The organism is Bacillus sp. RZ2MS9 (assembly GCF_001816185.2).
GTDB lineage: Bacteria > Bacillota > Bacilli > Bacillales > Bacillaceae_G > Bacillus_A > Bacillus_A cereus.
The window spans coordinates 4,862,912-4,889,279 of the sequence record NZ_CP049978.1; the positions used below are offsets into that span (position 1 = coordinate 4,862,912).

Below are 26,368 nucleotides of genomic sequence, written 5' to 3' on the forward strand. Positions count from 1 at the left end.
CTTTACCTTTATCATATAGAAAACGTTTTATTATTTCAAACCATTATTCGCTAAACTTTTACTTATTTCGTGATAATTTTTAATAATCCTGCGAATTTTTCTTATTTTTCCGCCATTTGTTAAGAAAAAAATAAATATATAAATTTTTTAGATTCTGCACCAAACATATATCTTAAACAAGCGTTTGATTAATTCTCCATTTTTCTTTCTTAACCTTTGAACTACAGGAGTTTCTTCCTACCGAACATACAGCTTAAACAAACGTTTGATTAATTCTCCATTTCTCTTTGTTAACCATTGAGTTACATCAGTTTCTTCCTACCGAACATACAGCTTAAACAAACGTTTGATTAAAAAATAAGAAGCCTCGTTTACAGACTCCCTCATCATCTATTCAAATAATCTGCGATGGTTTGAAATACGACGATATACATATTATGAATACTTTCTTCTGTATTTCCACCATTAGATAAACCAATTGCCCATTGTTGCCCTTCACCACTTCCGATATTTGCAAAGCCTTGCGTATACATAGCATTTACATCTTTTCGTGCACTGTTATACTCTATTCCTTTTGTAATAAAAATTGAATATGATTTATCTTGTAAACCGATAAAAAACACTGGTTTCTTTAGCGATGAAAATACATTTTTATACTGCTCTGTTGAGGCTTCTTGAAAGTGATCTTTCATTATTAGAAAACCATCCACTTCCTTAGATTTCTTTTCCAGTTCCTCTAACTTCATTTCTTCAAACTTTACATTCCTAAACGTATCTTTCGGCTTTTCTCCAACAACTCCAATTACGAGTGCTCTTCCGTTATATTCTAATTTCTCTCCTGCTTTATCCTTTGCACACCCAGCACCTACTAGGCATATCAATATAAAAAATAAGAAATACGATAAACGCTTCATTTAGCACCCTCTCCTTCTTTTTAGTCAAGTGACAAAAACGTAAGGTTAATTCAAGAAAATGTAAGTAAAATCGATAGCCCAATTCACGTTTCTATATTATAATCAATTGAATTTACTTACATTACTAAACATAGGAGATCAACATGAAGAAATTTAAACTTTCATCTTTTCTTCCGTTAAGTTATATACTTCTACTCGTGCTCGTAAGTCCCCTTTACGACGTATTAAATAAATCGACTGTTCACGCAGTAGACGTTACAACTGTAGTAGATGATTGGATTCCATTTGTAAAAGCATTTATTATTCCTTATTTACTTTGGTTTCCATACTTATACGGCGCACTTATTTATTACTGCTTTGCTGACCGAAAGCAATATTATGTCACTTTAAGTAGTGTTATTTTTGGAAAGCTTGCTTGTTTTTCTATTTATTATTTTTGGCAAACAACTGTACCGCGTCCGACTGTCGTTGGAACAGATGTATTTTCTGAACTAGTTCGCTATATTTATAGTATCGATCAACCTGTAAACTGTTTCCCTAGCATTCACGTTCTTACTACATTCGTAATTATGTTAGCTGCCTTTAAGCGTAGAGAACAGCATGCTTTTGAATATTACATCCTTACTTTCTTCGGTACACTTATTATTTTATCAACGCTATTTACGAAGCAGCATGCCTTTGTAGATGCCGTTTCTGGAATGACGCTTGCAAGCATACTTTACTTCGGCGTTCAGCTCTTATTGGCCAAAGAACCGATAAGAGTTCCAGTAAAACAAAATCATAGAATGTAGCATGACAAAAAAGCAGACTGTGGCTTATCAGTCTGCTTTTATCTATTATTAAGGAGATTTTCAATTTAAGATTGCGGTACAGTCATATCACCAGAGTGAATACGACCTGCTTTTTTAAGAGCAATGTAAAGTATATAAGAAACAGCTACTGGAATGACGATATAAGTAATTACCATCGCCGGGAGAACTTCCCATCCTTGGCTGGAAATTAAATTAATTGGTGCGATAAGAGAACTTAATCCAAGACCTGCAATTTCCTTTCCTGCTTCCAGTTGGAAAATTAATGCGGATACTGGACCGACTATAGCACTGGCAACGACAGTTGGGACGAGAATCATTGGATTTTTAGTGATATTTGGTAACTGTACTTTCGGAGTACAAAGTGCTTGAGCTAATATGCCACCTAAATTATTTTCTTTCGCTGAGATGACAGAGAATCCGATAAACTGAGCGACGCATCCGGCAAGAGCAGCACCACCTGCAACACCGTCTAAGCTAAGTGCAATTGCTAACGCAGCTGATGAAGCTGGAGAGATAAGTAATAGCCCCCAAACGACTGCAATGACGATAGAAGCGATGAATGGGCTACCAGCTGAGCTATCTTTAATAAACGCTCCAACTGTATTTAAAACAGGAGTAATATTATGAGATAACCAAATACCAACTAAACCAGAACCTAATATGGCCGCAAATGGAACGAGCATCATATCTAACGCAGTTTTTCCACTTAAACGTTTACCAATATATACAGCTAAAGTTGCTGTTAATAATGCACCGATTGGCTCACCTGTTTTAATAATTAGACCAGCTTCAGTAATTGAAATGGATCCGGCACCAATTGCTCCGGCTACCATCGCTGAGAAGATTACAAGACCGTTTGCACCGAGCATAAAAGCAATTCCGGCACCAATTGCCGGTGCCATTAGTGATTTTGCAACAACTCCGATTGTAATAAGTAATGGTATATCAACAATTCTTCCTATATTTTCGATCAGTAAACCAATTCCGAGGGATACGAAAATACCTTGTGCGATTCCAGCAGATGCTTTAAATACACGAGACATTATATATTCCTTCATTTGTTTCACCTTCTTCTATAAGTTAGTAACCAATTGTTTTCATATAATCACGTAAAATATCGTTTGATTTTGCGAATCGAGATTCTTCATCCTCTGTTAAATTGAGTTCTACAACTTCTCTTATACCGTCTCTAGTAATAATAGCGGGTACTCCTGTACAAATATCATATTCACCATACTCACCATCTAAAATGGCTGATACAGCAATGACACGGTGATCATCATTAAAGATGGAACTCGCAATATATGCTAGAGAATTTCCAATTCCGTAATAAGTAGTTCCTTTACGTTTATAAATTTCCCAACCAGCTTTTGCAGTCTTCTCAACAATTTCATCTAAATCTATTTCACCAAATCGTTCTTTTTGTTCTTCTAAAATTTGCAGAATTGGCTTTCCACCAACAGTTACATGAGACCAAGCAACCATTTGAGAATCACCATGTTCTCCTAATGAATACCCATGAATACTACGAGGGTCTACATGTAACATTTCAGATAAAATTGTTCTTAAGCGAGAAGAATCTAGTGATGTACCAGTACCGATTACGCGATTTCTAGGTAATCCAGATAATTTCCACACTTCATATGTAATAATATCAACTGGGTTCGATGCAAGTAAGAAAATACCATCAAATCCACTTTCCATTACGCCGCCAACAACACTTTCCATAATCTTCGCACTCGCTCCTAAAGTATCTAAGCGACTTTGTCCAGGTTTTGGTGCTGGCCCTGCTGTAATAATAACGATGTCCATATCTTTGCAGTCTTCATAGCTTCCTGCATATACTTTTGTTCTTGTATTTGTAAAGTTAATGCAATGTGATAAATCCATCGCTTCCCCAACTGCACGTTCATGATTTATATCAATTAATAATAGCTCTTCGCAAATTCCTTGATTTACAATGGAATACGCACAACTTGATCCAACTAATCCAGTACCGATAATTGCAATTTTTCTTGTATGTCTTTTCATAGCAATCTCTCCTAATTGATCATATAATCTATTTCTTTTGCTCTTTACACTTCTAATTATAGAGGTTATCACGATAGAAACCATGGATGCTTTGTGAAATATTGAACAAAGTATTTGTCCTTTTTGTGAATTGTTATATTCCATTTTCGTCATATTTGTTACAATTGGAAAAATATTTATTATGTATTTATTGACATATAAAAAAGAAGACGAGCGAATAAATTCGCTCGTCTTCTTTTTCCTGTTATTCCGCACTTAATTGACTTTTTAATTGCTGCACAATCATCGGATTCGCAGGTGCTGCCGGTTTGTAATAACTTTTTTGCTTTGCGTACTCATACATATTACGTTGGCGCATTTCATCTTGATTACGAATTTGAATTAAAGTTTGGTGTAACTGTTCATTATCAGACTGAGCAATATAATTTGCATAACTTGTTAAACTTGCATTTAATCCTGCTAAATAATCATTTACCATATCTTTTTCATTCATGTTCCGCTTCCTCCTATCCTAGGAAAGTCATTAATTGTTGCTTCGTATTTCGTGCATCTTGCGCATCCTTTTGTAACATTTGTTTCAATTGTGGATCTGTACACGTCTGTGCATACTGTTCCAACTTGTTAATAATTGTTGCGTGTCCACCGATCAAATGACGTAAATTTTCTACTTCAAGCTCTGTTAAATTTTGCATGGAATACTCCTACCTTTCTTCTTTCATTCTCCTTTAGTATTCTGTTCTTTTTAAATCGTATTCATGAAAAAGCTTTCTTACATTTCAAATCAATCACATCTATTTATAAATACAAAAAAATGTTATAGTTACAGAAAAATACAAATATTCAAAAGCTAACCTTATAATAACAGTATAATCCTCAAACAAACCATGGTAGGAAGGCATGCTCATGCAAAAATATGTTAAAGTTATCTTCTTTATCATTTACGCAAGCTTCTATGTAAAACTGTTGATTGATATATTAAATTTAAAACCAATATTCACTTCTATACCTTTACATATGTTATTTCTCATTTGTTTTCTATTTATAGCACTTAACAATTATAAAAATCGTAACACTACATTTTTATAATTGTTTATTAGTGCAACTCTATTAGTAAGTATTAGCTTCATTAAAAGTATTCTTATATAAAGGAGCAATGAACATGAAAACACATGACTTCCTTACAGAAATCCAGAAGGGCTCTGAGCCTAGTCCCTATCAAGACCCCATCGTATTCAGTTTCGTTTGCTTTTCCTTAGCGATATATACATTTTTCAAACCTGCAAAATAATATCATTTCATAAGAAAAAGCCTACCATTCTTTTCGAATCATATGCACTAAAAAACCTTGCTTCTTATTCACGTAACCCTTTAATAAACGTTTCCAATAATACATGTAAACTTATATCTAGATCTAACGGCAAACCAAATCCGCCTTGCTGTTCAATCGAAGCAAATCCATGACAAATACTTCTGAATCCGCGTGTCGCATGAAGTGCATTCTCTCCTTCTAAGCCATACTGTTGTAATACTTGAAGACAAAGCTTTACAATTCCGTCACCTGCTTTTCTTACTTCTTCATCTCGTAAAAAAGTTGCTTCATATAGTCCAGGATGTTTTCGGACAAATGCTACATACGCTTCTCCTAATGCATGAATTGCTTCATCCATACGTTTATCCTCGGCCGCTTCTTCCAGTTTGTTATGCAGCTGTTTTATTCCGTAAATACCAAGATTTTTCCGTACATCTTGTAACCCTTTTACATAATTATATAGTGAGGGCGAACGTATCCCTAACCTTTGCGCTAATGAAGCTAACGTTACTTCTTGTATTCCATTTGTATCTGCAATTTCTGCAGCTGTTTCTACAATTTTTTGTAATGTAAGTCCGATTCTCGGTGACATAAATTAACCCTCTTTCTTACTTTCTATATTCCGTTTCGCTTCCTTAATAGCAAGCTCTATGACAGTCCCTGGATTCTTTATCATTTCCCCATGCCCTGCCGCAAGTAAGGAAGGCTCATATTCGCTTAACTTCTCTGCACTTTGTAATGATATTTCTTTGCTCCACGTTGCCATCGCAGGAAACGGAAACCAAAATTTCATTTGTCCCGAAACAGCCATACCTCCTCTTGTTTGGAATGCATCCCCAACAATAAGAGCTTTATTCCGTACATCAAGAAACGACATGGATCCTGGTGTATGTCCCGGTGTCATAATTGCAAGAAGCGATCCAACTCGGTCGCCATCTTCTAATAAAACATCAGGTACCGTTTTTACTTTTTTAGGTACACCGCCTTTTATCGGTATATTCGGTTCATCCTTTTGTAACGTCGTATCTCCTTCTAACAGCTTTGCGTCCCGCTTAGAAATATAGACTGGAACATGAGGAAGTACTTCCTTTAATGCGTCTAATGCACCGATGTGATCATCATGCGCATGTGTTAATACAATTTTAGTAATTGGTTTTCCTATTTTCTCAGCCGCCTGTAAAATACCTTTTGCGCTATATGGCAAAGCCGCATCAATTAAAGTTAAACCATCTTCTTCCTCTACAAAGTAACAATTTACAGGAAACGCTCTTGGCAAAAATGACAATTGATATAACGTTTTTTCATGTATCATCCTCATAGTCCCATCTCCCTTTTCACGAAAACTAATACCATTAGTTTTATTATACTAATGGCATTAGTTTTGTGTCACTAAAAAATTTCTTTTTTTCAAAAAAAAGAACAGTAGCCGTATAAACGACTACTGTTCTTTAAAGATATTAAACTGTGTAACGCTCATCTTCTAAAATTTTCGCAGCGATTTCACGTTTCTTCGGAATTACGTTAAGTGGTGTGTGACGAGTTAATTTACGTAATGATGATAACATCATGCGCAGCATGTCGCCGTTTTCAACTGCGATAAGTGTTTCTTTCGCATCTGCTTCGATTTCGTTAAATGCTTCTTGGCAGAATACTTCAGTGTATAACACTTTTTGTTTATTCTTTTCAAGACCAGTTGTTTTGATCGCTTTTTCTGTACGAAGAACAGCTGATTCCATTGCGTATAGATTGCTTACGATGTCAGCGATATTTACAAGAATTTCTTGCTCTTTATCTAATGCTTTACCGTATTTTTGAGCTGCTAATCCAGCTACCATTAAGCCGATTTTCTTCGCATTAGTTACTAAATACTTTTGAAGTGCTAATGGCTCATCGCCTACTTCTTCTGGCATCATCATCATTAACTCTTCTTGTAATTTTTGTGCTTTTTGAAGAAGTGGTAATTCACCTTTCATCGCTTTACGTAAGAACGTACCTGGTACGATTAGGCGGTTAATTTCGTTCGTTCCTTCGAAAATACGGTTAATACGAGAATCGCGGTACATTCTTTCAATCTCGTACTCTGCCATAAATCCATAACCACCGTGAATTTGAACACCTTCATCTACTGTATAGTCTAATACTTCAGAACCGAATACTTTGTTTAAAGAGCACTCGATTGCATATTCAGCGATAGAAGCTGCTACTGCTTTACCGTCTTTTACTTCTTCTTCAGATAATGTGCTCATGCGGCTTTCGAATAAACCTACTGTACGATATACAGAGCTTTCAGCTGCATATGTTTTTGCTGCCATATTCGCAAGTTTCTCTTGAATTAATGGGAAGCGAGCGATTGGTTGTTTGAACTGTTGACGTTGGTTTGCATATTGTGCTGAAATTTCTACTGCACGTTTCGCAGATCCAACTGTACCAACACCTAATTTATAACGACCGATATTTAAAATGTTGAATGCGATAATATGACCTTTACCGATTTCGCCAAGTAAGTTTTCTTTCGGTACTAACGCATCTTCTAAAATTAACGTACGAGTTGAAGAACATTTAATACCCATTTTCTTTTCTTCTGGGCTTGTAGATACGCCAGCGTAGTCTTTCTCTACGATAAATGCTGAGAAGTGCTCGCCATCAATTTTTGCATATACAACGAATACGTCAGCGAATGCAGAGTTTGTAATCCATTGTTTTTCACCGTTTAATACATAATGTGTACCTTCTGCATTTAAACGTGCAGTTGTTTTTGCGCCTAATGCATCAGATCCTGAACCTGGCTCTGTTAATGCGTATGCAGCTAATTTTTCACCAGTTGCAAGCAATGGTAAATATTTTTTCTTTTGCTCTTCGTTACCGAATAATACGATTGGTAAAGATCCGATACCTACGTGAGCACCGTGAGTAATTGCAAAACCACCAGCGCGAGAGAATTTCTCTGCGATTAACGCTGAGCTTACTTTATCAAGACCAATTCCGCCGTACTCTTCTGGTACGTCAGCGCCTAATAAACCAAGTTCTCCAGCTTCTTTTAAAAGACGAACTGAACGATCAAACTCATGTTGCTCTAAATATTCAAGCTCTGGAAGAACTTCATTTACGATAAAGTCCTCTGTCGTTTTAGCAATCATTTTATGCTCAGATGAAAAATCTTCTGGCGTAAACACTTGATCAATCGTAATCTCATCTACTAAAAAGCTACCGCCTTTAACCGCATTTCCTACTGTTTTTTCCATGAAAATTTCCTCCTTCATATTTTCATGAGCCGCTTCTCTCTTTTTGAAAGAAGCTAGCTCTCCCTTTTTTTATAAACCTTTGTTGCTTCCATTTTTTTTATAATCCAGTTCCAGCGGCTAGAATGTTCGGTGGCTTCGCTTCTTCCTGCGAGGCAAAGAACGCCTCTACGTCTGAAGCTCCATCCCCCTCACATTCTGAACGAGCCGCTTCCACTTTTTTTCATAATCCAGTTCCAGTGGCTAAAACAGTCGGTCGTTTCACCCCTTCCTGTGAGGCAAAAAGCGCCTCTTCGTCAAGGCTTCCAACGCCCTCCTGTTCTAAACGAGCCACCTGCACTTTTTAAAGTAATTCAAATACTCCCGCTGCTCCCATTCCGCCGCCGATACACATTGTTACGATACCGAATTGTTCGTTGCGGCGTTTCATTTCGTGAATAAGAGATAGTGTTAGTTTTGCTCCTGTACAGCCAAGTGGATGTCCAAGTGCGATTGCACCACCGTTTACGTTTACTTTTTCTTCATCTAAACCAAGTTCACGAATAACTTGGATCGATTGAGAAGCAAATGCTTCATTTAGTTCGAATAAGCCAATATCAGATAACTCTAAGCCAGCTAGTTTTAACGCTTTTGGAATTGCAGCGATTGGGCCGATTCCCATTACTTCTGGTGGTACGCCAGCTACTGCAAATGAACGGAATTTCGCAAGTGGCTTCATGCCATCGCTCACTGCTTTTTCGCGATCCATTAATAATACAGATGCTGCACCATCACTCATTTGTGAAGAGTTACCAGCCGTTACAGAACCGCGAACGTTAAATGCTGGACGTAATTTTCCTAAAATGTCTAGTGTCGTCTCTGCTCTTACACCTTCGTCTTGTGCGAAAGTGATTGTTTCTTCTTGAAGTTTATTGTTTGATCCAACCGAGCGTAACGTCACATCTACAGGTACTGTTTCATCAGCAAAGTTTCCTGCAGCTAATGCTTTCGCAGCACGTTGATGACTTCTTACTGCAAATGCATCTTGCTCTTCACGAGAAATTCCATATTTCACAGCAACTTGCTCTGCTGTATGTCCCATACCCATATAATATTCTGGAGCCGCTTCTACAAGGCGACTATTCGGACGAACAACGTGTCCCATCATTGGAACTAAACTCATTGATTCTGCTCCGCCTGATAATACAGCTTCAGAGTGACCAAGCATAATACGCTCAGCTCCGTAAGCGATACTTTGTAAACCTGAAGAACAGTAACGGTTAATCGTAATAGCTGGAACATCGTAAGAAAGTCCTGCTAATCCGCCGATATTACGAGCCATATTTAAACCTTGCTCTGCTTCTGGCATCGCACAACCGAAAATTAAATCATCGATTGGTCCTTCATAATTCGCACGCTTTAACGTTTCCTTTACTACTAACGCCCCTAGATCGTCAGGACGAACTGTTTTTAATGAACCCCTCTTTGCTTTTCCAATTGGTGTTCTTGCTCCCGCAACAATGACAGCTTCTCTCATGAACGATATCTCCCCTCGTTATTAGTTACGTAATGGCTTTCCTTTTACAAGCATGTGCTGCATTCTTGCTTGTGATTTCATCTCACTTACTAAGCTAATAAATGCTTCACGTTCTACATCTAATAAATATTGCTCATCAACCTCTGTTCCGTACGGCACTTTTCCGCCCGCAATGACATATGCAAGTTTCTTAGCAATGTGAAGATCGTACTCTGAAATGTAACCAGATAAATGCATTGCTTCCGCACCAAGTACAAGAGTTGCATATCCTGTTTCCCCAACAACTGGTATCTTTTTACGGATCGGCGCTTTATAACCAGCTTCATATAAAGCAAGTGCTTTCTGTTTCGCATCGTATAGTAAGTGATCACCATTCACACTAATACCATCTTTATCACCTAAGAAGTTATGAGAAACTGCTTCTTGTCCTGAAGTTGAAACTTTCGCCATTGCGACTGTTTCGAACACTTTATTTGCAACTTTTTGCAGATCAAACTCTACACCTTTTGGCATTTTGTTTAAGTGTTTAATGTATAGCTCTTTATTACCGCCTCCGCCAGGGATTAAGCCAACACCAACTTCTACTAAGCCCATATACGTTTCGCTAGAAGCTTGAATGCTCGCTGCTGGTAAACAAACTTCTGTACCTCCGCCAAGCGTCATACCATATGGTGCTGCTACAACTGGCTTAGAAGAGTATTTAATTTTCGTCATTGCATCTTGGAAGTTTTTCACAACTAACTCAATTTCAAAGTAGTTGTCATCTTGTGCTTCCATTAAGATCATTGCTAAGTTCGCACCAACGCAGAAGTTCTTCGATTGGTTACCGATAACAAGACCTTTATAATTCTTTTCTACTTCATCAACAGCGTAGTTAATCATTTGCGTAATATCCATACCGATTGCATTGCTCTTCGAATGGAACTCTAAGCAAAGGATGCCGTCGCCTAAATCAATTAAGCTCGCTCCGCTATTTTTCTTTAAGACACCATTTTTCGCTTTTAATTGCTTAAGAGAAATTGCTTTTTTATTACGTTCGATTAGCTTATATTCGCCATTATCGTAATAGTAGCTATCGCCGTTATCATGTTTATAGAAAGTAGTGAAACCTTTCTCTAACATTTCTTTCACCCAAGTAGGAACGACTACGCCGTTTTCTTCCATCTTTTGAACAGATTTTTCAACTCCGATTGCATCCCAAACTTCAAACGGTCCTTGCTCCCAGCCGAAGCCCCACTTCATCGCTTGGTCAATTGCAACGATATCGTCAGCAATTTCTTTATGCAGTTTTGCAGAGTATAAAAGAGTTGGTGTAATGATGTTCCATAATAACTCTCCTGCGCGGTCTTTTGCGTATACAAGCGCTTTCAATTTATTCGCTAATCCTTTTTCTTGTTTACTTAACTCTACGGATGCAGCTTTTAATTTTTTACGCGCTTCATATTCCATCGTTTCAGGATTTAGTTCTAAAATTTCTTTTCCTTGTTTTAAGAAGAAGCCTTGACCTGTTTTGCTTCCAAGCCATTTTTTCTCAAGCATGTCATGCATGAAAGCTGGTACTTTAAATACATCACGCTCTTCTTCTTGCACATTTTCATATACGTTATTTGCAACGTGTACGAATGTATCTAAACCGACAACATCTAATGTGCGGAACGTTGCGCTCTTCGGACGACCAATAAGTGGGCCTGTTACAGAATCAACTTCCCCAATGCTATAGCCGCGTTTTACCATCTCTTGAAGAGTAACAAGTAAACCGTACGTACCGATGCGGTTTCCAATAAAGTTTGGTGTATCTTTTGCGATAACAACGCCTTTTCCAAGAACGTCTTCGCCAAATAGTTTCATGAAGCTTAATACTTGTGGATCTGTTTCTTTCGTCGGTATTACCTCTAGAAGTTTTAAATATCGTGGTGGGTTAAAAAAGTGTGTGCCTAAGAAGTGTTTCTGGAAGTCGTCTGAACGACCTTCTGCCATTTTTTCAACTGAAATGCCTGACGTATTCGAGCTTACAATTGAGCCCGGTTTACGAACAGCGTCTACTTTTTCAAATAATTTCTTTTTAATATCTAAGTTTTCAACTACTACTTCAATAATCCAATCTACATCAGCTAGACGCTCAAGATCATCTTCTAAGTTACCTGCTTCAATCAGTGCTAGATTTCCTTTCACTGTCAGAGGAGCTGGTTTTTGCTTTAATAGTTTTTGCACAGCCGTATTACTAAAACGATTTCTCACACTTTTATGTTCTAATGTAAGTCCCTTCGCTTCTTCTTCTTTCGTAAGCGCAGGTGGTACAATATCAAGCAATAATGTCGGAATACCAATATTAGCTAAGTGTGCCGCAATTCCCGAACCCATTACGCCTGAACCTAGAACAGCAGCCTTTTTAATTTGGAACATCCAATTCTCCCCCTATTCTTGAATGAATGCTCATTCAATTTTTCGACATAAGTCGCAATCAATGAGTGAGCCTCTACTAATAAATATATGATACTGTTTAAATTTTCGCAATATATTTATTGATAAAATTTTCTGAAATAAATATTTTTCTTTCATTTGGCCATGCTATATATGTATTTTCTTCACTAAAATACACTTTCCCTTTTTATAATCTGACGAAACTGGAGGAATATATATGGCAAAACTTAAGAAGAACCCTTCAAAGGCTGGAATTAGTGCAGCTAGTGTAACTGGAAATGCAGGTCCGCATAACCACGGCGTGGAAAAAGGACGTCAAGGTAATAACCAACAATATAAAAAGCATAATATGGGCGAAAAATAACGCTATATTTTTGGGCAGAGAACGTGGCATAATGATTAATGGCTGCTTTTTCTGCCCAATTTATTTGTAACAAATGAGGGAATTATAATGAAACGAACAATAGTTATGATTGTAATGATTGCTACACTATTTACAGGGATGATTTTCTTCTCTTATGCACAAAGGCAACAATCTGTAAGAGCTGATCAACCTAATATTACTGGGCAATACGGAGTTACAATCGATGCAGACACAGGTGAAATTTTGTATGGGAAACGTGAAGACGAACGCTCTTATCCGGCTAGTATAGCCAAAATGATGACAACCCTTCTTTTACTAGAGAATGTAAAAGAAGATGAAGAAATTACAGTTACAGAAAACGCAATTAAAACAGAAAGTCAAAGCAAGAAAATTAAACTTCGTGCTGGAGAAAAATTAAAGCGTGATGAGGCATTAAAACTTATGCTTATCATTAGTGCAGATCCAATAGCTGAATCAATTGCAGAACATATCGCAGGATCAAAAAATGAATTTGTGAAAATGATGAATGCTAGAGCGAAGGAACTTGGTACAAAGCATGCGACTTTCAAGAACGCAAGTGGTGCTGATGCACTTGGAAATAAAGTATCGCCATATGACATTGCTATTATTACGAAAGAAGCATTAAAGTATCCAGTTGTTTTAGAATATATGAATTCAACACGTACAACTCTACATACTTCAGAACGCTCTCCAAACATCGCAAACTACGGACGAGAAGAACTATATGACGATCCATATGCGATTGGAAGTAAAAGCGGTCTATCAGCACTTGGCAAATATACAGTCGTAACAGTGGATGAAAAAGACGGTAAACGTGTCATTAATGTTGTATTATCTTCTACCCGCAAGCAACTGTATCCTGATACGAAGAAAATGGCACATTATGCATTTCAGCAATTAAAATAACCAAGGAGTATTTTCTCCTTGGTTATTTTTTAACCATACCTTTTAATACGAACGCAACGTTTGCTGGACGCTCTGCTAGACGACGCATGAAATATCCATACCAGTCGTTTCCATAAGGTACGTAAACTCGCATTTTGTAGCCTTCTTTTACTAGCTCAAGTTGACGCTCATTACGAATACCATATAACATTTGGAATTCAAATTGATCCCTTGGAATGTTGTGTTCTTCAGCAAGTTTTTTTGTATATTCAATAATCGCTTCGTCATGTGAAGCAATTGCAGTATAATTTCCATTTAATAAGTGCATTTTAATAATTTTTTTATAATTGTCATCTACATCTTTCTTGTCTGGGAATGCCACTTCTTCAGGTTCTTTATAAGCACCTTTTACAAGACGTAAATTAGGATTATAAGCATTTAAATCTTCAATATCTTTTTCTGTACGATATAGGTAAGCTTGAATAACAGTACCAATATTATCGTATTCAGATTTTAATTGTTTAAAGATATCAATTGTTTTCCCGCAGCGTGTATAGTCTTCCATATCAATGGTAACGAACACACCATTTTCTTTCGCCGCTTCTAAAATACGGCGCATATTGTTCATTACGATTTCATCAGAGATATCTAATCCCATAGAAGTCATCTTTAAAGAAAGCTGCGAATCAAGACCTTCTCTTCCAATTGCACGGATTGCTTCAATCGATTGGTTAGCCATTTCATTTGCTTCCGCTTCATTATCAACGAATTCCCCTAAATAATCGATTGTTACACAAAGTCCTTGCTTGTTCAATTGTTTAATAGCTGCTGTCGCTAATTCAATTGTCTCCCCTGCGACAAAGCGACCTGCACCAAAGCGTAAACCGTACTTTTTAGCCAGTTTTGTTAGCGCTTTATTTTTTGACAAGAAAAGAAACGAATTTCGCATTAATTGTTCCATGTAATTCACCCCTATGACTGTAATTTATCTGTTTTTTACCCCTCTTCAAAATTATATCATTGTTTAAAATTATTGGATACAAATAATTATTTAGATAATTTATAAAATACTATAAAAACATTTAAAAACCTATATTTCTGCTTATAAATATACCTGAAATATTTTTCGACATTTAGAAAAATGGAGTTTAATAGGCATAAAATAGGCATGTCGAAAATATTCGACATGCCTATAAAACCCTTAATATTCCATGTAAATTATATAAGGATATTAATACAGAAAACTTACGATTATATTTCCCTCAAGTTTTTTTATTGCTCATTTCGCTTCTCTTCATTCAGCCTTTTAATATCCGTAATTAACTGCACCATCTCTTCTTTCGCATCGGGATACGTCTCATTCCAATGCTTCACTAAAGCTGGCATCGTCTTCGCTATGTAAGAATAAAGTGCCCACTTCTGTACCTGTTCTTTTCTCTCTTCATTGCTCTCTCCAAGTAACAGTTCCGTGTATTTCTCTAACAACCCGTCAAATTGTTCGTTAAACTTTTCACTCATCTTATTTACCTCCTATATGAAAAAAGCAGCGAAAATCGCTGCTTTTCTTTATAATTTTGATCGAACAGAGTTTAATTTTTTCTCCATTGTGCTTACTTTATCACGACGATCATCAATACGAATTGTTGTTGCAACACGCTGTGCACCTTTCGTATATGGAACTTCATGCATTTGTTGAATTACTTCTAGAATGACAGGAAGATCTCCTTCAATAATTGTATTCATCGGTGTTAATTGATACTTCACGCGATCCGCATTTTTCTCTAGCACCTTTTGTACTTCTGCTACATATTCACTAACACTTGGATTACCTGTTCCTACTGGAATAATCGATACATCAACAATTGCCATAGTAGTCTTCCTCCTATAATCGTTTCTTATATATCCATTGTCTATTTTACCGAAATCCTCATCATTTTACTAATATGTTACTCTTCCACTTTAAACTGCTCGACTAATCTTTCTAAATCTCTCATATGTTCTGTCAAACTTTCCATCGTGTGAGCTACCTTTTCTAAATGATTCACCTGTGATTCCGTTGCAGCATGTACCTCTTCAGAAACAGCTGCACTTTCTTGACTCGTACCAGCAATTGTATGCATTACCGCTGTAATTTCCCCTTGCTCGTAACCTATGTTATGTACCTCTTCTACAATTTTTTCAACTGAAGTACTAATCGTATTTACGACTGACATAATTGTGCGGAACTCTATTTCCGCCTCTGTCGTCACTTTATTTTGCACATCTGCAATGTCTTTCAATTTACTTACAACTTCTACAACCCTTTTTACTTCTAATTGTACATCACCAATCATCGTTGTGATTTCTCCGGTTGCCTCTTTTGATTGTTCCGCTAATTTCCGAACCTCTTCAGCAACAACCGCAAATCCCTTACCTTGCTCACCTGCACGGGCAGCTTCAATCGATGCATTTAAAGCAAGTAAATTTGTTTGATCCGAAATGCCTTTTATAAGCTCAACAACATTTTGAATCGATCCAACTCTTTGTTCTAACTTATCCGATGCTTCTTCTGTATGAACAACAATCGAAGATGATTGTCCCCTCGTACGGATTAAATTCCTCATTGTATTTAATCCTTGCTTAGATGCCTCTTCCGCTTTGCCAGCCACTCCTTTTATTTCACCAACGGAGCTATTCATTTGTTCCACTGACTCCGCCATATTCTCGAGCTGAGCTGAAACTTCATCCACACTATTCGCAAGAGTAGAAGCTCCTCCGCTCACATCATCCATTGCTCCTGAAACTTCTCTACTAGCCGCTACTGTTTCGTTCGTTAAATAATGTAAACTATTCGTTGATTGTTGCACCGTTGATACGCTGTTTTTAATTTTACTTACCATTTCATTCATTTGTTCAACCATATCATTAAAGTGCTTAGTCAACTCTCCAACTTCATCTTTACTTGTCACTTTCATTCGCAGCGTTAAATCGCCTTCTGCTACTTTTTGCACGTGATTCTTTAATAGTTGCAGTGGTCTTGCTAATCTTCTTGAGAACAAGTAGGAAGCTACGATTCCAACTAATAAACTAATACATGCCATTATAATAACTGTATTTCTCGTACTATTTAATAGCCCATCGATCGTTTCTTTCGGATAAAAGATTCCTATCGTCCATTTCATCGTATCAAATGATTGACTGTAAACAACTACATCTTCACCTTTTATTGTAGTGACCGCATATTTTGTTACCTCTTTATTTAAGCTCTTTATAAGTGGCTCTTTAGAAACATCTTTTCCTATCTTTTCTGGATAAACAAGAGCCATATTTTTATCATTTATAATAAACATTTCTCCGTCATTATTGTATTGAATATTGTGAAGCAACTTCTGAATCGTCCCAAGCGATACATCCATCGCAACAACGCCTAATACAGATCCATCTTGAGCTGTAATTGCTTTAGAAACACCTACACTTAACTTTCCTGTTGCAATTTCATAAGAAGGTTGTCCCCAATGGACCTTTTTTACATCAGCCTCTGAATCTTTATACCATGGTCTTGTCGTTGGATCGTATCCTTCTGGCACTTGCCCACCTTCAGCAAGATTGGCACTTAATGTTTTTTTATCTTTCGTACCAATATATAAATCTAAAATACCAGGATGATTCTTTTTATACTCCGCAAACTCTTTCGTTAAAAACGCTTCCTCTTCTGGAGTAACCCCACCTTGAAGTATATTACGAATCATCTCACTGTTCGCGTAATACCCCATATCTTCATCCGTTCTTTGAACAAATGTCGTAAGTTGCTCTGTTACAAGATCCATCGCATTTTGAGAATACTCGTCTAAGGAACGCACTTCCTTTTCTTTCTGTAATTGATACACAGCTGTACCCAATATTACGAACATCATAGAAATAAGAACTGAAAACACTACCGCAATTTTTAAACGTAAACTTCTTAACATCTTCCCCCCAGCATCCCCTTCGCATTAAATTAAAATCTTATTAATCATTATATTAAGTATAATAGATAAAATTAAAAAATTGAAATTAATTCTCACCTTAATACAATTAGAAAACGGACTACCACTTGTGCAAAAACAAATAGTTCATTATCCTTAAAATATAATCTCATTCGTTCGGAGGGAACTATGTTACAAAAATTCGGTTTCTCACAATATGAAAGCCAAGCTTATGAAGTTGTCGTATCAAGCAATGAACCATTAGATGCTACAACAATTGTGAAGCATTCAGGTGTTCCAAAGGCAAAAATATATGAAGTGCTAGCACGCCTAATCGATAAAGGAATGGTAATGGATTCTGTTTCAGAAAAGAAAAAACTGTATACAGCATTACCACTAAAGCTAGCAATTGAAAAATTAACGACAGAATTCCAATCAAATATTAAAGAACTGGAAACAAATATATCAAAAAAATCATTTACAGATGACCGTGTGTGGAGCTTAAAGATGCAATCTTCTATTCGAGTTCAAAGTAAGGAACTCATTGAAAGTGCAAAAGAATCAATCCGTATTTCAGCTTGGAATGATACTCTTTTAGAATATCTTCCTTTACTAGAACAAAAAGCAAAACAAGGTGTTCAAATTGAATCCCTTATTGTTGGAGAAGTAGAAACAGACTTAGAAAACATGCATTTTCTAATCCCAGCTGAAGAACCTAATGCATTAGAGCGCTACTTGCTACTCATCGTTGACGATCGTGAAATTTTATTTGCTGGCGTAGAACAAGAGTCATGGCAAGCGATGAAAACAATGTCACAACCTTTCGTAAAGTTCTTTACAGAATTTTTCTATCATGACGTTGCACTTGCAAAGATTACCCAGAAACACCATGACCTCTTTATGGAAGATGAGGAAATTAAGAGTTTGTTAATGAAATTAAGATACTAATTAAATAATAAAAAGGAGTCTAGTTTTTCACTTAGACTCCTTTTCGTTTTGTTCCTTTATCTCCATCAACAGCTCAATGATTTTCTCATTTTGCTCTACCTGTTTCTCTGAATTTTTATAGATGAAACGAACCCATCTAAGTGCAAGAATAATAAGAAACAAGGGGAGCATTGAAATTAGAAGACCAATAATTGAAAAATTCGTATACATATACATCACCTCGCTACATACAAATTCTCCACCTTTCTACTAAAACCTGCAATTTTTTACAAATAAAAAAAGAACCTATCAAACGATAGATTCTTCTTTCACGAACTGAGTAGAGCGTCCTCTCGTAATCGAGAAAATCGCGCAAAGCAGTGCTAATACAATAAAGCCACCGCCTACCCAAGCATTATATATAACAGATGATTTTTCGATAACAACTCCGCCTACTGTTGAACCAAGTGCAATTCCTAAATGAAGGGCAGAGTTATTTAAACTTTGCTGAATACCAGCTGATTCTGGTGCAATTTCAATTAAATAGTTTTGTTGCGCTGGTGAAATCGCCCAGCTCAGCATACTCCAAAGTCCCATCATAATGATGAAGAGCGGGAATGAGAATGTCATTAATGGCAGTATGAAGATTGCACACGCAAATACGATAATGATGGAAATAATACTTTTCTTCGATCCCCATTTATCAGCAAGCCATCCACCGAATCCGCCACCAATTACTGCTGCGATTCCGAAAATAAAGTAAAACACACTAATCCAGTTTGCTTCAACATGCATGACATCTTTTAAAAACGGTGTTAAATATGCATACAATGTTAAATGCCCTGTTAAAAACAAAAATGATGTTAACTGTGCACTTACAATTTTTTTATCTTTTAAAGTAGCAAGTTGTTCTTTTATTGATAATACCGATGTCGGTGGTACTTTCGTTAAGAATAATGAAATACAAGCAATTGCCATAACTGTTAATACCGAAATTAATACAAATGGTGCACGCCATCCATATGCATTTCCGAGTACAAGACCAAGCGGTACTCCAAGTACAAGTGATCCACTAATTCCCATAAAAATGATTCCAATTGCACGCGCACGAAAATGCGGTTCTACTACACTAGAAGCAAGTGTTACCGATAGTGCAATAATTAATGAACCACTCGCCGCACAAATAACCCTTGAGAACATCAGCATTCCGTAATTCACACTAAATGCCGAAATAATATTTCCGATTAAGAAAATCGATAATGCTCCAACATACAATGTTTTTCTTTCAAACTTCCCTGTCAAAGCTAATAAAACTGGACCTGACAAAGCAAATACTACCGAAAATATTGTTATAAGCTGACCAGCTGCACTAATAGATACTCCTAAATCATTGGCAACTAAATCGAGCGTTCCTCCTATAATTAGCTCAACCGTTCCGACTACAAAAGCCGCGATAGCTAAAATATAAACACGAAAATTCAAGTCTTTCCCCACGCTTTCTATTTTGGTTACTACAATCATAGTAACCAAAATAGAAAGCGGAAGCAAGTACAATTTTTTATAATAAAAAACTTCCCTCTTATGATATATCTCCAACATTTAAATAAAGATCCTTATCTGAAAAATTATCACTACTTCTATCCAATTTGTAATCAAACTAAGAAATATTAATAAAAAACAACATTCATTATTAAATTTACATATATAAATTTAATTTATAATAAACTTGATTAAATTCCCTATTATTTACAAACAAATTGTACCAAATAAGATTTTTCTTTACTAGACTTGTATTAAAATTACAGAAAAATTATTATTTTCTTGTAGAGTAAATACTATACTTTACAAACACACAATAGTTTGGAATATCAAAAAACTTAGGGGGAAAAGAAATGAAAAAATTAACTGCACTAACTTTGACAGCAAGTATTTTAGCTTCAGCTGGGCTTGTGCCTACATCATCTTTCGCAGCAAGTAACGAACTTCCGTATTTAAATGAGATTAAGAAATTGCAGCCAGACGTAAGTACAGAAGAGTTAATTTCAGATATTATTGAAGTTGCAAAAAATACGCGCAATACAAAAGAAGCTTTAGCAGAACAAATTTATAAAGAATTAAAAGCAAATCATGAACAAGGAGAACGAGAAGCTACTCAACGAAATAATAAAGATACTACTAATGTTCAATATGGTGCTAGCGGCGGAAATGTAAAAGTAGGAAATTCTAATATGGGCGACTTTTATTATACTGGATCTACAACTGCTTATATGAATCACGGACATGTCGGTATGTACTATAGTAAAGACTTGATTGTTGAATCTGTACCAGACAAAGGTGTGCGCACAATTGCTACTAATAAACGCTTAGTTGATAAAGGTGATGCAGTTGTCAAATCTGTAAATACTTCTTGGCAAAATAAAAATGACGCAGCTTGGTGGGCGAAAGATCGTGTAGGAAAGGATGACTATTCTTATAATTTCGCAAACAATAGAAATACTAGCCATTATGGCGCGAAGAATTGTTCTAAATTGATATGGTCTGCTTATAAATTACATGGTGGTTTAGATTTAGATAAAGATGGTGGAGCAGGTGTATATCCTCGAGATGTTAGAGATGCGCAAAAAACATCGTTAATTCGTAATATATAATTTTAAAACTGAAAGTGAAACAATTTATTTGTTTCACTTTTTGGTTATTTGAGGAGCAGAAGTGAAAATGAAAAATCACCGGAAAATAATTCTATTTTTTACGATTATTATAACGATTGCAGTATTAGCTTACTATTTATGTATAAAAGATAAGAATGCAAGCTTAATATCAGATAAAGAAATACAAAATAAAAATTTTTTAGATGATAAAAAGGCTGTGCTTTACTTCTCATCCACTGCCGATCAAGATTTAGATGGTAAAGGCATTAGTTATGCCATATTTATAAATAAACAAGGCGTTGCTAGCGGATATAAAATGGGTGGTCTAGAGCTCGGCGGTATTGGTGTATCTGACGATAAAAAACAAGTTCTATTAGAGAGTAAAAATACTATAACATTTCTAGGAGAAAATCCTACTACTCATAAAATAAAATACCAACATACCGGTGATTTTAATGGATATTTAGCAAACCAAAAGATATTTGTTACTATTTACAATTCAGGAATGGACAAAGAGAACGGGAACTATAATTCAAATGTTTTATTCGGAAATGAAAAAGTTATTCATAAAAGTAATATCCCTCATTTCATTATTAGCTCTGGATTAGATGGGGAAAATATTTTAGTAGCCACTCAAGAATTAGTTACTAATAAATACGAATTGAAAAAATTAACGTTTAATGATGCAACAATGAATATAGAGAATATTACAGCGCTTAATATAAATGGAAAAGAGGACCATGCTAATCTTTCACCTATTTTAGTAGATTCAGAGAATTACTACATGGTTATGAGTACAATTGATAAGGATGATCCGCTAAAAGGGGAAACATTCTTGTTACGTACTAATAAAGCCACTTTAGAACAAAATACAATATTTATGTATAAAGAAGAAAACTCAACTGCAACCAGCCCATTTTCATTAGATAATTCCGCATATATATATAACAACGAATTATATTTTTTAAACGGTCTTGGTGATATATATACATATAACCCTAAAAATAATACGATGAGCCATAAATTCACCATAGATTACCATGTTAAAGATGGTGTTAGATATAATGAACAAACTTATTTCGAAAACGACTCATTATATGTTCTACGTTATGATGCAAAGCGCAATAATAAATACTATATAGAAAGATACAACTTAACAAACGGAAGAAAAGTATCCGAACAAGAAATACAAGGTATAGAATCTATACTCGCCACTGTGAAAGGCGGAAAGAAAGTTTATGCTTATGACTTTAAAATGTTACTACCCAAAACAGATAATTAACTATACTTAATTACCTGTTTCTAGGTTATAGAATAGGGTAATGTAATTCCCCATAATTCTAATTTTATACTTTCAAATTTTTTCATATAAAAAACAGGCGTATGATACGCCTGTTTTCTAATTATTAAACAGCAGTTTTATTCTTCTTATTTAAATACCAATATACCGGCAGTCCCGTAAAGACAATTCCAATTGATAAGAAACAACTTAGTGGATCGTTAATAATCGCACTACCGATTACAAAGAGTGAGCCCAAAATCGCAACGATTGGGACGATTGGGAATAACGGTACACTGTATGCACGCTCTTTATTTTTATTACGTTTTCTTAAAATGAAGACACCGATAAACGTCATTACGTAGAAAATATAAATAATGAATACGGAAATCTCAGATAGCTTATTTGGATCACTAATAATCATTAAAATAATTCCTAAAATGATTTCAACAGTAATCGCATTTGCTGGTGTTTTAAATCTCGGACTTTCCTTTGCAATAAACTTAGAAAATGGAAGTTGTCCACGCTCTGCCATAGACATTGGGATACGTGGAAACGTTAAAATCTTTCCATTTAAACAGCCGAAAATAGAAACGATAATACCAATACTAATAATTTTTCCGCCATATTCTCCAAGTAACATGCCTGCAGCTGTCGCTGTTGCATTTTCTCCAAGGTCTACAATTTTTGCTGCTGGTAATACATTTAATAACGCCAAGTTAATTAATACGTAAGCAGCCGTTACGATTAAAATCCCTACTGTCATTGCTTTCGGTAATAACTTTGTTGGATTCTTCATTTCTCCACCAATCGAAGCAAGTAAAATCCAGCCGTCATAAGCAAATAACGTTGCTAAAATTGCCATACCGATACTTTGATTTTCTGATATCGGCACAACTACGTTAAAAATATCGCTATTCCCCTTCCAAAAACCTAGCACAACAATTAACACAATCGGAATCATCTTCCCAATTGTCGTAACCGTTTGGACGATACCTCCATATTTTGTTCCCATACTATTTACAACGCCAAGGAACACAACCGTTCCAATTGCGATTGGTAAATTCCACACTTTATCTAAATAGAAAAAATTAATCATTAAAGAACTAAAGTATAAACCTAATGTTCCGATAATAGCAGGTCCATAAACAATTGTTTGCATCCAACCTGATAAATATCCCCAAAAACTTCCGTAAATCTCCTCTAAATACGTATACAACCCACCATTTTTCGGGATTTGCGCTCCAATTTCAGCTACTGTTAAACCACTTGCTAGCGTCAACAGACCACCAATTATCCAAGCAAGAATGGCCATATTAGAACTCCCCGAGTAATCTAATACGCTCCCTGGTTTCATAAACACACCAGATCCAATAATCGTTCCTACTACGATAGAAAGTGCTACTGTTAAACCAATTTTGTTCTTCTCATCATGATGCATGCTGCGTATCCTGGTTTAAAAATCTTATAAAAATCAATAAATTGTTGGCGAACCAAGTCAAATGCCAACTACCGAAAAGGAATCTCACCTTTTTCCTGTCCGTAAGGGTTGTGACCTTTTCATCCACCTATTGTGAAAGAATGACGGCAGGTTCCTGTTAGGAACGATCTGTCCTTGCATACTACCATTCATCCACGTCAGTAGTATGCAAGAGGTTATAAGAAATAAACCAGTACCCCCCTTCTCATTTAAATTTTAAATACGAATTGTTGATTGCTCATATAAATAGTTTTGTGAAGAATGCTCCACAATTTCCAATTGTGATATTCTTTCCACGTTTGAATTGTTTGTAACCATTTTTTATATACTTTTTGCGTATTCTTTTTACTTTCTTCCATGGAAGCAACAAGAATACGCAGTTTTGTTGTAATTTGGTTTTTTAATAATAATATAATCTCTTTTGGTACTTGTTCTTGCAATTCTAATCCACGTCTTGCGATCGCGAATGCGGCTGCTTCATGAACGCTAATACCGAAATTTTTACTGTATTTTAATTTTCCAATCACACTTGTATAAGCGGGGTTTACTGTTTTAACAGAAAATCCGTTACGAAGAGACATACGAATTAAACTGTTCAACATCTTTTTATACGTAAATTGATGGAAATTACGATTACTGTATGTATCAGTATCATGAGATTGTTGAAACTTTAAATCTTCTAAAACAATTCCACCTACATTGTTTTCCAATAACCATGTTTTAATTTGTTGTACGATTTGTCCAATTATCGTTGCGCGTTTGTTTGTTGAAAACGTATTAAGATTGTGTAGATAAAAAATTTTTGAACCTTTAAAATTACCTTGTTTTGTACATAAACTAACTGCAATGCGGTCCGGATTTACATCAATTCCTGCAATTACATCTGATTGTGGTGTTTCCTTGAAATCTAATACACGACCTATTTCTGTTTCATCAAACGTAATATTCACATAAAATTCATTTTGTTTACGAATGATTTCTACACTATATTTTTGATGCTCTATAATCGGTTTTCCTTTTGGATTTACACCGATTTGCTTTCCCATAACGACATTTGTAATTTGATGATAAAAATGATATGGAATGATAATCGGAACTTTGATTCGTGGGCTTTTTGTTTTTCCATTTGTTCGTCCTAATGGATTTGCAATTTCTAACCATCCTTGCCCACAGTCATCAACTGTAATGCGCATGTTCAAATTCCCTTTTTTGCTTTTATCTCCACGAGAATATAATTGTCGTGTCCGCAAATCTTTCCATTCTTGATTGGATATCTTGTTTTTCATTCTTTCATAGAAATTTTTCCGCCCACCAAAAATAATAGGAGGTAATGTTTTATTTTTAATATGTTTTGCATACGTTTCAATTCTTTGTTCTAATTTTTGTTTTCGTTTTCTTAAGCCAATTAAACAAGTTTCTAATGCAACTTGTTTAGGTCTTTTTTTGCCGCGTTCATAATCATCTATTTTTTGTAACGTCTTTTCTAACTTTTTTTGATTGTTTTCTAGGTAAACAGGAAGAAGTTCTTTTTGAGAGAAAAGGATCGTTTGCGCTTGTAAAATTGCATCTTCACAAAAACGTTTATTTAACAAATATTTAGGTTGTAGTTTTTTATCAATTCTTTCTCGTTTTCGCCCTCAATCAAACGATTAAAACTATATCGTTTTGCACTTTCGAACGTACGGATTAAAGTAATTAAATCTTCCGTTTGTTCTTTTGTAATAGAATTGATTTTACAAGTACGTGTTGTTTTCATCCTTCCCCCCTTTTCATCACCTGAAAATATTATAGGTTGAATTCTGTAAACTATAAAACCTGTAATTGTAAATTTTTATAGTTTTTTATAGATTCTTATTTACTGTTATTACCTCCTTCCAATCCTAGTGTGATGCAAAAATGAAATAAAAAAACACTCCTCCCTAAAAAAGGGACGAGTGTTGTATTCGTGGTTCCACCCTTGTTTCAATTAGCAAAGTGACACACTTCACCAATTTCTCAAGTCTAAATAACGGTTTTTGCCGGCAAGCAATTACTAGGTATCCGTTCACTGCTGCAGTTCAGAGGTGGTAATCCATTTTTTCGTATTAGGAAGCTCACAGCCAAAGGCTTCCCTCTCTGAGAATCGTAAAAAATTGATCATGTCCTCATCATCACTTCTTGATGTCGAATTTTGTAGTTATTGTTCATTATATTGAATTGTTAGAAAAAATCAATATATTTTTTTATATAACATACGAAATGTTTCTCTTCTTATATTATAACAGAATTTACGACACTTCTCTAATTTCCTAAAAATGGTATAATCCATATAGGAGGTGCAACAATAATGATTGCTGTTTTTTGTATCATTGCTACGTTTCTTTCTGTTCTATTCGCTATCATGTACAGGCACAAATATCCTGGTTATAGCATTTTAGCAGTAGCTATGATACCAGCTGCTTCCTTCTACGTATTAGGTACATACCAATATACAGAAGTATTTATCGGTTTTGCAATCTTCTACTGCGTCTTTGGATACATACTAACAATGAAAAAAATTTTATTGAATCATTAAAAGGGACCGATTTCTGCTAACAGA

The 26,368-nt window shown here is 35.6% G+C and carries 24 protein-coding genes, 1 pseudogene and 1 other annotated feature; of the genes and pseudogenes, 7 read left to right on the top strand and 18 right to left on the bottom strand.

The genetic code is table 11. The features are described from left to right. Positions 1-386: 386 nt before the first annotated feature. Positions 387-914 carry a hypothetical protein gene (locus BHV55_RS24950; protein ID WP_000826869.1) on the bottom strand — a complete coding sequence of 176 codons (528 nt, stop codon included), beginning with the start codon at positions 912-914 and terminating at the stop codon, positions 387-389. A gap of 143 nt (positions 915-1,057) precedes the next feature. Here BHV55_RS24950 and BHV55_RS24955 point away from each other — a divergent pair, with 143 nt between their 5' ends. Beyond that, entirely contained in the window at positions 1,058-1,705 is a 648-nt protein-coding gene (locus tag BHV55_RS24955) for a phosphatase PAP2 family protein (RefSeq protein WP_000713772.1), read from the top strand. 65 nt (positions 1,706-1,770) lie between these two features. Here the strand turns inward: BHV55_RS24955 and BHV55_RS24960 are convergent, their stop codons facing one another. The 9 genes from BHV55_RS24960 to BHV55_RS25000 all read right to left on the bottom strand — a co-directional run bounded on the left by BHV55_RS24960 (position 1,771) and on the right by BHV55_RS25000 (position 12,224). Further along, positions 1,771-2,784 carry a PTS sugar transporter subunit IIC gene (locus tag BHV55_RS24960; protein ID WP_000666178.1) on the bottom strand — a complete coding sequence of 338 codons (1,014 nt, stop codon included), beginning with the start codon at positions 2,782-2,784 and terminating at the stop codon, positions 1,771-1,773. A 22-nt stretch (positions 2,785-2,806) separates the two neighbouring features. Continuing rightward, the gene (locus tag BHV55_RS24965) at positions 2,807-3,757 is read right to left on the bottom strand and encodes an L-lactate dehydrogenase (RefSeq protein WP_000820650.1); all 951 of its coding nucleotides are present in this window, start codon (positions 3,755-3,757) and stop codon (positions 2,807-2,809) included. 244 nt (positions 3,758-4,001) lie between these two features. Beyond that, positions 4,002-4,250 carry a spore coat protein gene (locus tag BHV55_RS24970; protein WP_001002987.1) on the bottom strand — a complete coding sequence of 83 codons (249 nt, stop codon included), beginning with the start codon at positions 4,248-4,250 and terminating at the stop codon, positions 4,002-4,004. A gap of 13 nt (positions 4,251-4,263) precedes the next feature. Beyond that, entirely contained in the window at positions 4,264-4,449 is a 186-nt protein-coding gene (locus tag BHV55_RS24975) for a hypothetical protein (RefSeq protein WP_001180555.1), read from the bottom strand. A gap of 660 nt (positions 4,450-5,109) precedes the next feature. Further along, entirely contained in the window at positions 5,110-5,658 is a 549-nt protein-coding gene (locus BHV55_RS24980; protein WP_000074942.1) for a TetR/AcrR family transcriptional regulator, read from the bottom strand. A gap of 3 nt (positions 5,659-5,661) precedes the next feature. Beyond that, a complete protein-coding gene (locus BHV55_RS24985) occupies positions 5,662-6,384 on the bottom strand; it encodes an MBL fold metallo-hydrolase (RefSeq protein ID WP_001242324.1) in 723 nt (240 codons plus the stop codon). A gap of 139 nt (positions 6,385-6,523) precedes the next feature. Beyond that, the gene (locus BHV55_RS24990; protein WP_000416291.1) at positions 6,524-8,308 is read right to left on the bottom strand and encodes an acyl-CoA dehydrogenase family protein; all 1,785 of its coding nucleotides are present in this window, start codon (positions 8,306-8,308) and stop codon (positions 6,524-6,526) included. 340 nt (positions 8,309-8,648) lie between these two features. Next, positions 8,649-9,821 carry an acetyl-CoA C-acetyltransferase gene (locus BHV55_RS24995; protein WP_001206324.1) on the bottom strand — a complete coding sequence of 391 codons (1,173 nt, stop codon included), beginning with the start codon at positions 9,819-9,821 and terminating at the stop codon, positions 8,649-8,651. Positions 9,822-9,842: 21 nt separating this feature from the next. Next, positions 9,843-12,224 (bottom strand): 3-hydroxyacyl-CoA dehydrogenase/enoyl-CoA hydratase family protein, encoded by a 2,382-nt coding sequence (locus tag BHV55_RS25000; RefSeq protein WP_070757761.1) that lies wholly within the window; start codon positions 12,222-12,224, stop codon positions 9,843-9,845. A gap of 235 nt (positions 12,225-12,459) precedes the next feature. Here BHV55_RS25000 and BHV55_RS25005 point away from each other — a divergent pair, with 235 nt between their 5' ends. Both BHV55_RS25005 and BHV55_RS25010 read left to right on the top strand, forming a co-directional pair. Then, the gene (locus BHV55_RS25005; protein WP_001096344.1) at positions 12,460-12,606 is read left to right on the top strand and encodes a YuzL family protein; all 147 of its coding nucleotides are present in this window, start codon (positions 12,460-12,462) and stop codon (positions 12,604-12,606) included. A gap of 87 nt (positions 12,607-12,693) precedes the next feature. Further along, entirely contained in the window at positions 12,694-13,533 is an 840-nt protein-coding gene (locus BHV55_RS25010) for a D-alanyl-D-alanine carboxypeptidase family protein (protein WP_000831483.1), read from the top strand. A gap of 22 nt (positions 13,534-13,555) precedes the next feature. Here BHV55_RS25010 and BHV55_RS25015 read toward each other — a convergent pair whose 3' ends face one another. From BHV55_RS25015 to BHV55_RS25030, 4 genes are all read right to left on the bottom strand, one after another. Further along, positions 13,556-14,473, bottom strand: a complete 918-nt coding sequence (locus BHV55_RS25015) for a proline dehydrogenase family protein (protein WP_000436772.1) — start codon at positions 14,471-14,473, stop codon at positions 13,556-13,558. 311 nt (positions 14,474-14,784) lie between these two features. After that, positions 14,785-15,030: a YusU family protein gene (locus BHV55_RS25020; protein ID WP_001290594.1), complete on the bottom strand. Its 246-nt coding sequence runs from the start codon at positions 15,028-15,030 to the stop codon at positions 14,785-14,787. 48 nt (positions 15,031-15,078) lie between these two features. Then, complete coding sequence (locus tag BHV55_RS25025) at positions 15,079-15,381, bottom strand: MTH1187 family thiamine-binding protein (protein ID WP_001018860.1); 303 nt, start codon at positions 15,379-15,381, stop codon at positions 15,079-15,081. 77 nt (positions 15,382-15,458) lie between these two features. Further along, entirely contained in the window at positions 15,459-17,459 is a 2,001-nt protein-coding gene (locus BHV55_RS25030) for a methyl-accepting chemotaxis protein (RefSeq protein ID WP_070757759.1), read from the bottom strand. Positions 17,460-17,645: 186 nt separating this feature from the next. On the opposite strand from BHV55_RS25030, the gene BHV55_RS25035 reads away from it, so the two are divergent. Continuing rightward, the gene (locus BHV55_RS25035; RefSeq protein WP_000939479.1) at positions 17,646-18,404 is read left to right on the top strand and encodes a TrmB family transcriptional regulator; all 759 of its coding nucleotides are present in this window, start codon (positions 17,646-17,648) and stop codon (positions 18,402-18,404) included. A 27-nt stretch (positions 18,405-18,431) separates the two neighbouring features. Here BHV55_RS25035 and BHV55_RS25040 read toward each other — a convergent pair whose 3' ends face one another. Beyond that, positions 18,432-18,614, bottom strand: a complete 183-nt coding sequence (locus BHV55_RS25040) for a hypothetical protein (RefSeq protein ID WP_000288473.1) — start codon at positions 18,612-18,614, stop codon at positions 18,432-18,434. 78 nt (positions 18,615-18,692) lie between these two features. Continuing rightward, on the bottom strand, positions 18,693-19,877 hold the full coding sequence (locus tag BHV55_RS25045; RefSeq protein ID WP_002001400.1) for an MFS transporter: 1,185 nt from the start codon (positions 19,875-19,877) through the stop codon (positions 18,693-18,695). 398 nt (positions 19,878-20,275) lie between these two features. On the opposite strand from BHV55_RS25045, the gene BHV55_RS25050 reads away from it, so the two are divergent. Continuing rightward, entirely contained in the window at positions 20,276-21,031 is a 756-nt protein-coding gene (locus BHV55_RS25050) for a YiiX/YebB-like N1pC/P60 family cysteine hydrolase (protein WP_070757757.1), read from the top strand. Between the two features lie 67 nt (positions 21,032-21,098). Further along, positions 21,099-22,313 carry a hypothetical protein gene (locus BHV55_RS25055; protein ID WP_070757755.1) on the top strand — a complete coding sequence of 405 codons (1,215 nt, stop codon included), beginning with the start codon at positions 21,099-21,101 and terminating at the stop codon, positions 22,311-22,313. 124 nt (positions 22,314-22,437) lie between these two features. Here the strand turns inward: BHV55_RS25055 and BHV55_RS25060 are convergent, their stop codons facing one another. Both BHV55_RS25060 and BHV55_RS25065 read right to left on the bottom strand, forming a co-directional pair. Beyond that, entirely contained in the window at positions 22,438-23,751 is a 1,314-nt protein-coding gene (locus tag BHV55_RS25060; RefSeq protein ID WP_048568478.1) for an APC family permease, read from the bottom strand. 248 nt (positions 23,752-23,999) lie between these two features. Continuing rightward, positions 24,000-25,546: pseudogene (locus BHV55_RS25065) on the bottom strand (IS200/IS605 family accessory protein TnpB-related protein). Between the two features lie 167 nt (positions 25,547-25,713). Beyond that, positions 25,714-25,950: a binding site (T-box leader), on the bottom strand. A gap of 166 nt (positions 25,951-26,116) precedes the next feature. Here BHV55_RS25065 and BHV55_RS25075 point away from each other — a divergent pair. Beyond that, positions 26,117-26,344 (top strand): hypothetical protein, encoded by a 228-nt coding sequence (locus BHV55_RS25075; protein ID WP_070757753.1) that lies wholly within the window; start codon positions 26,117-26,119, stop codon positions 26,342-26,344. Positions 26,345-26,368: the final 24 nt, after the last annotated feature.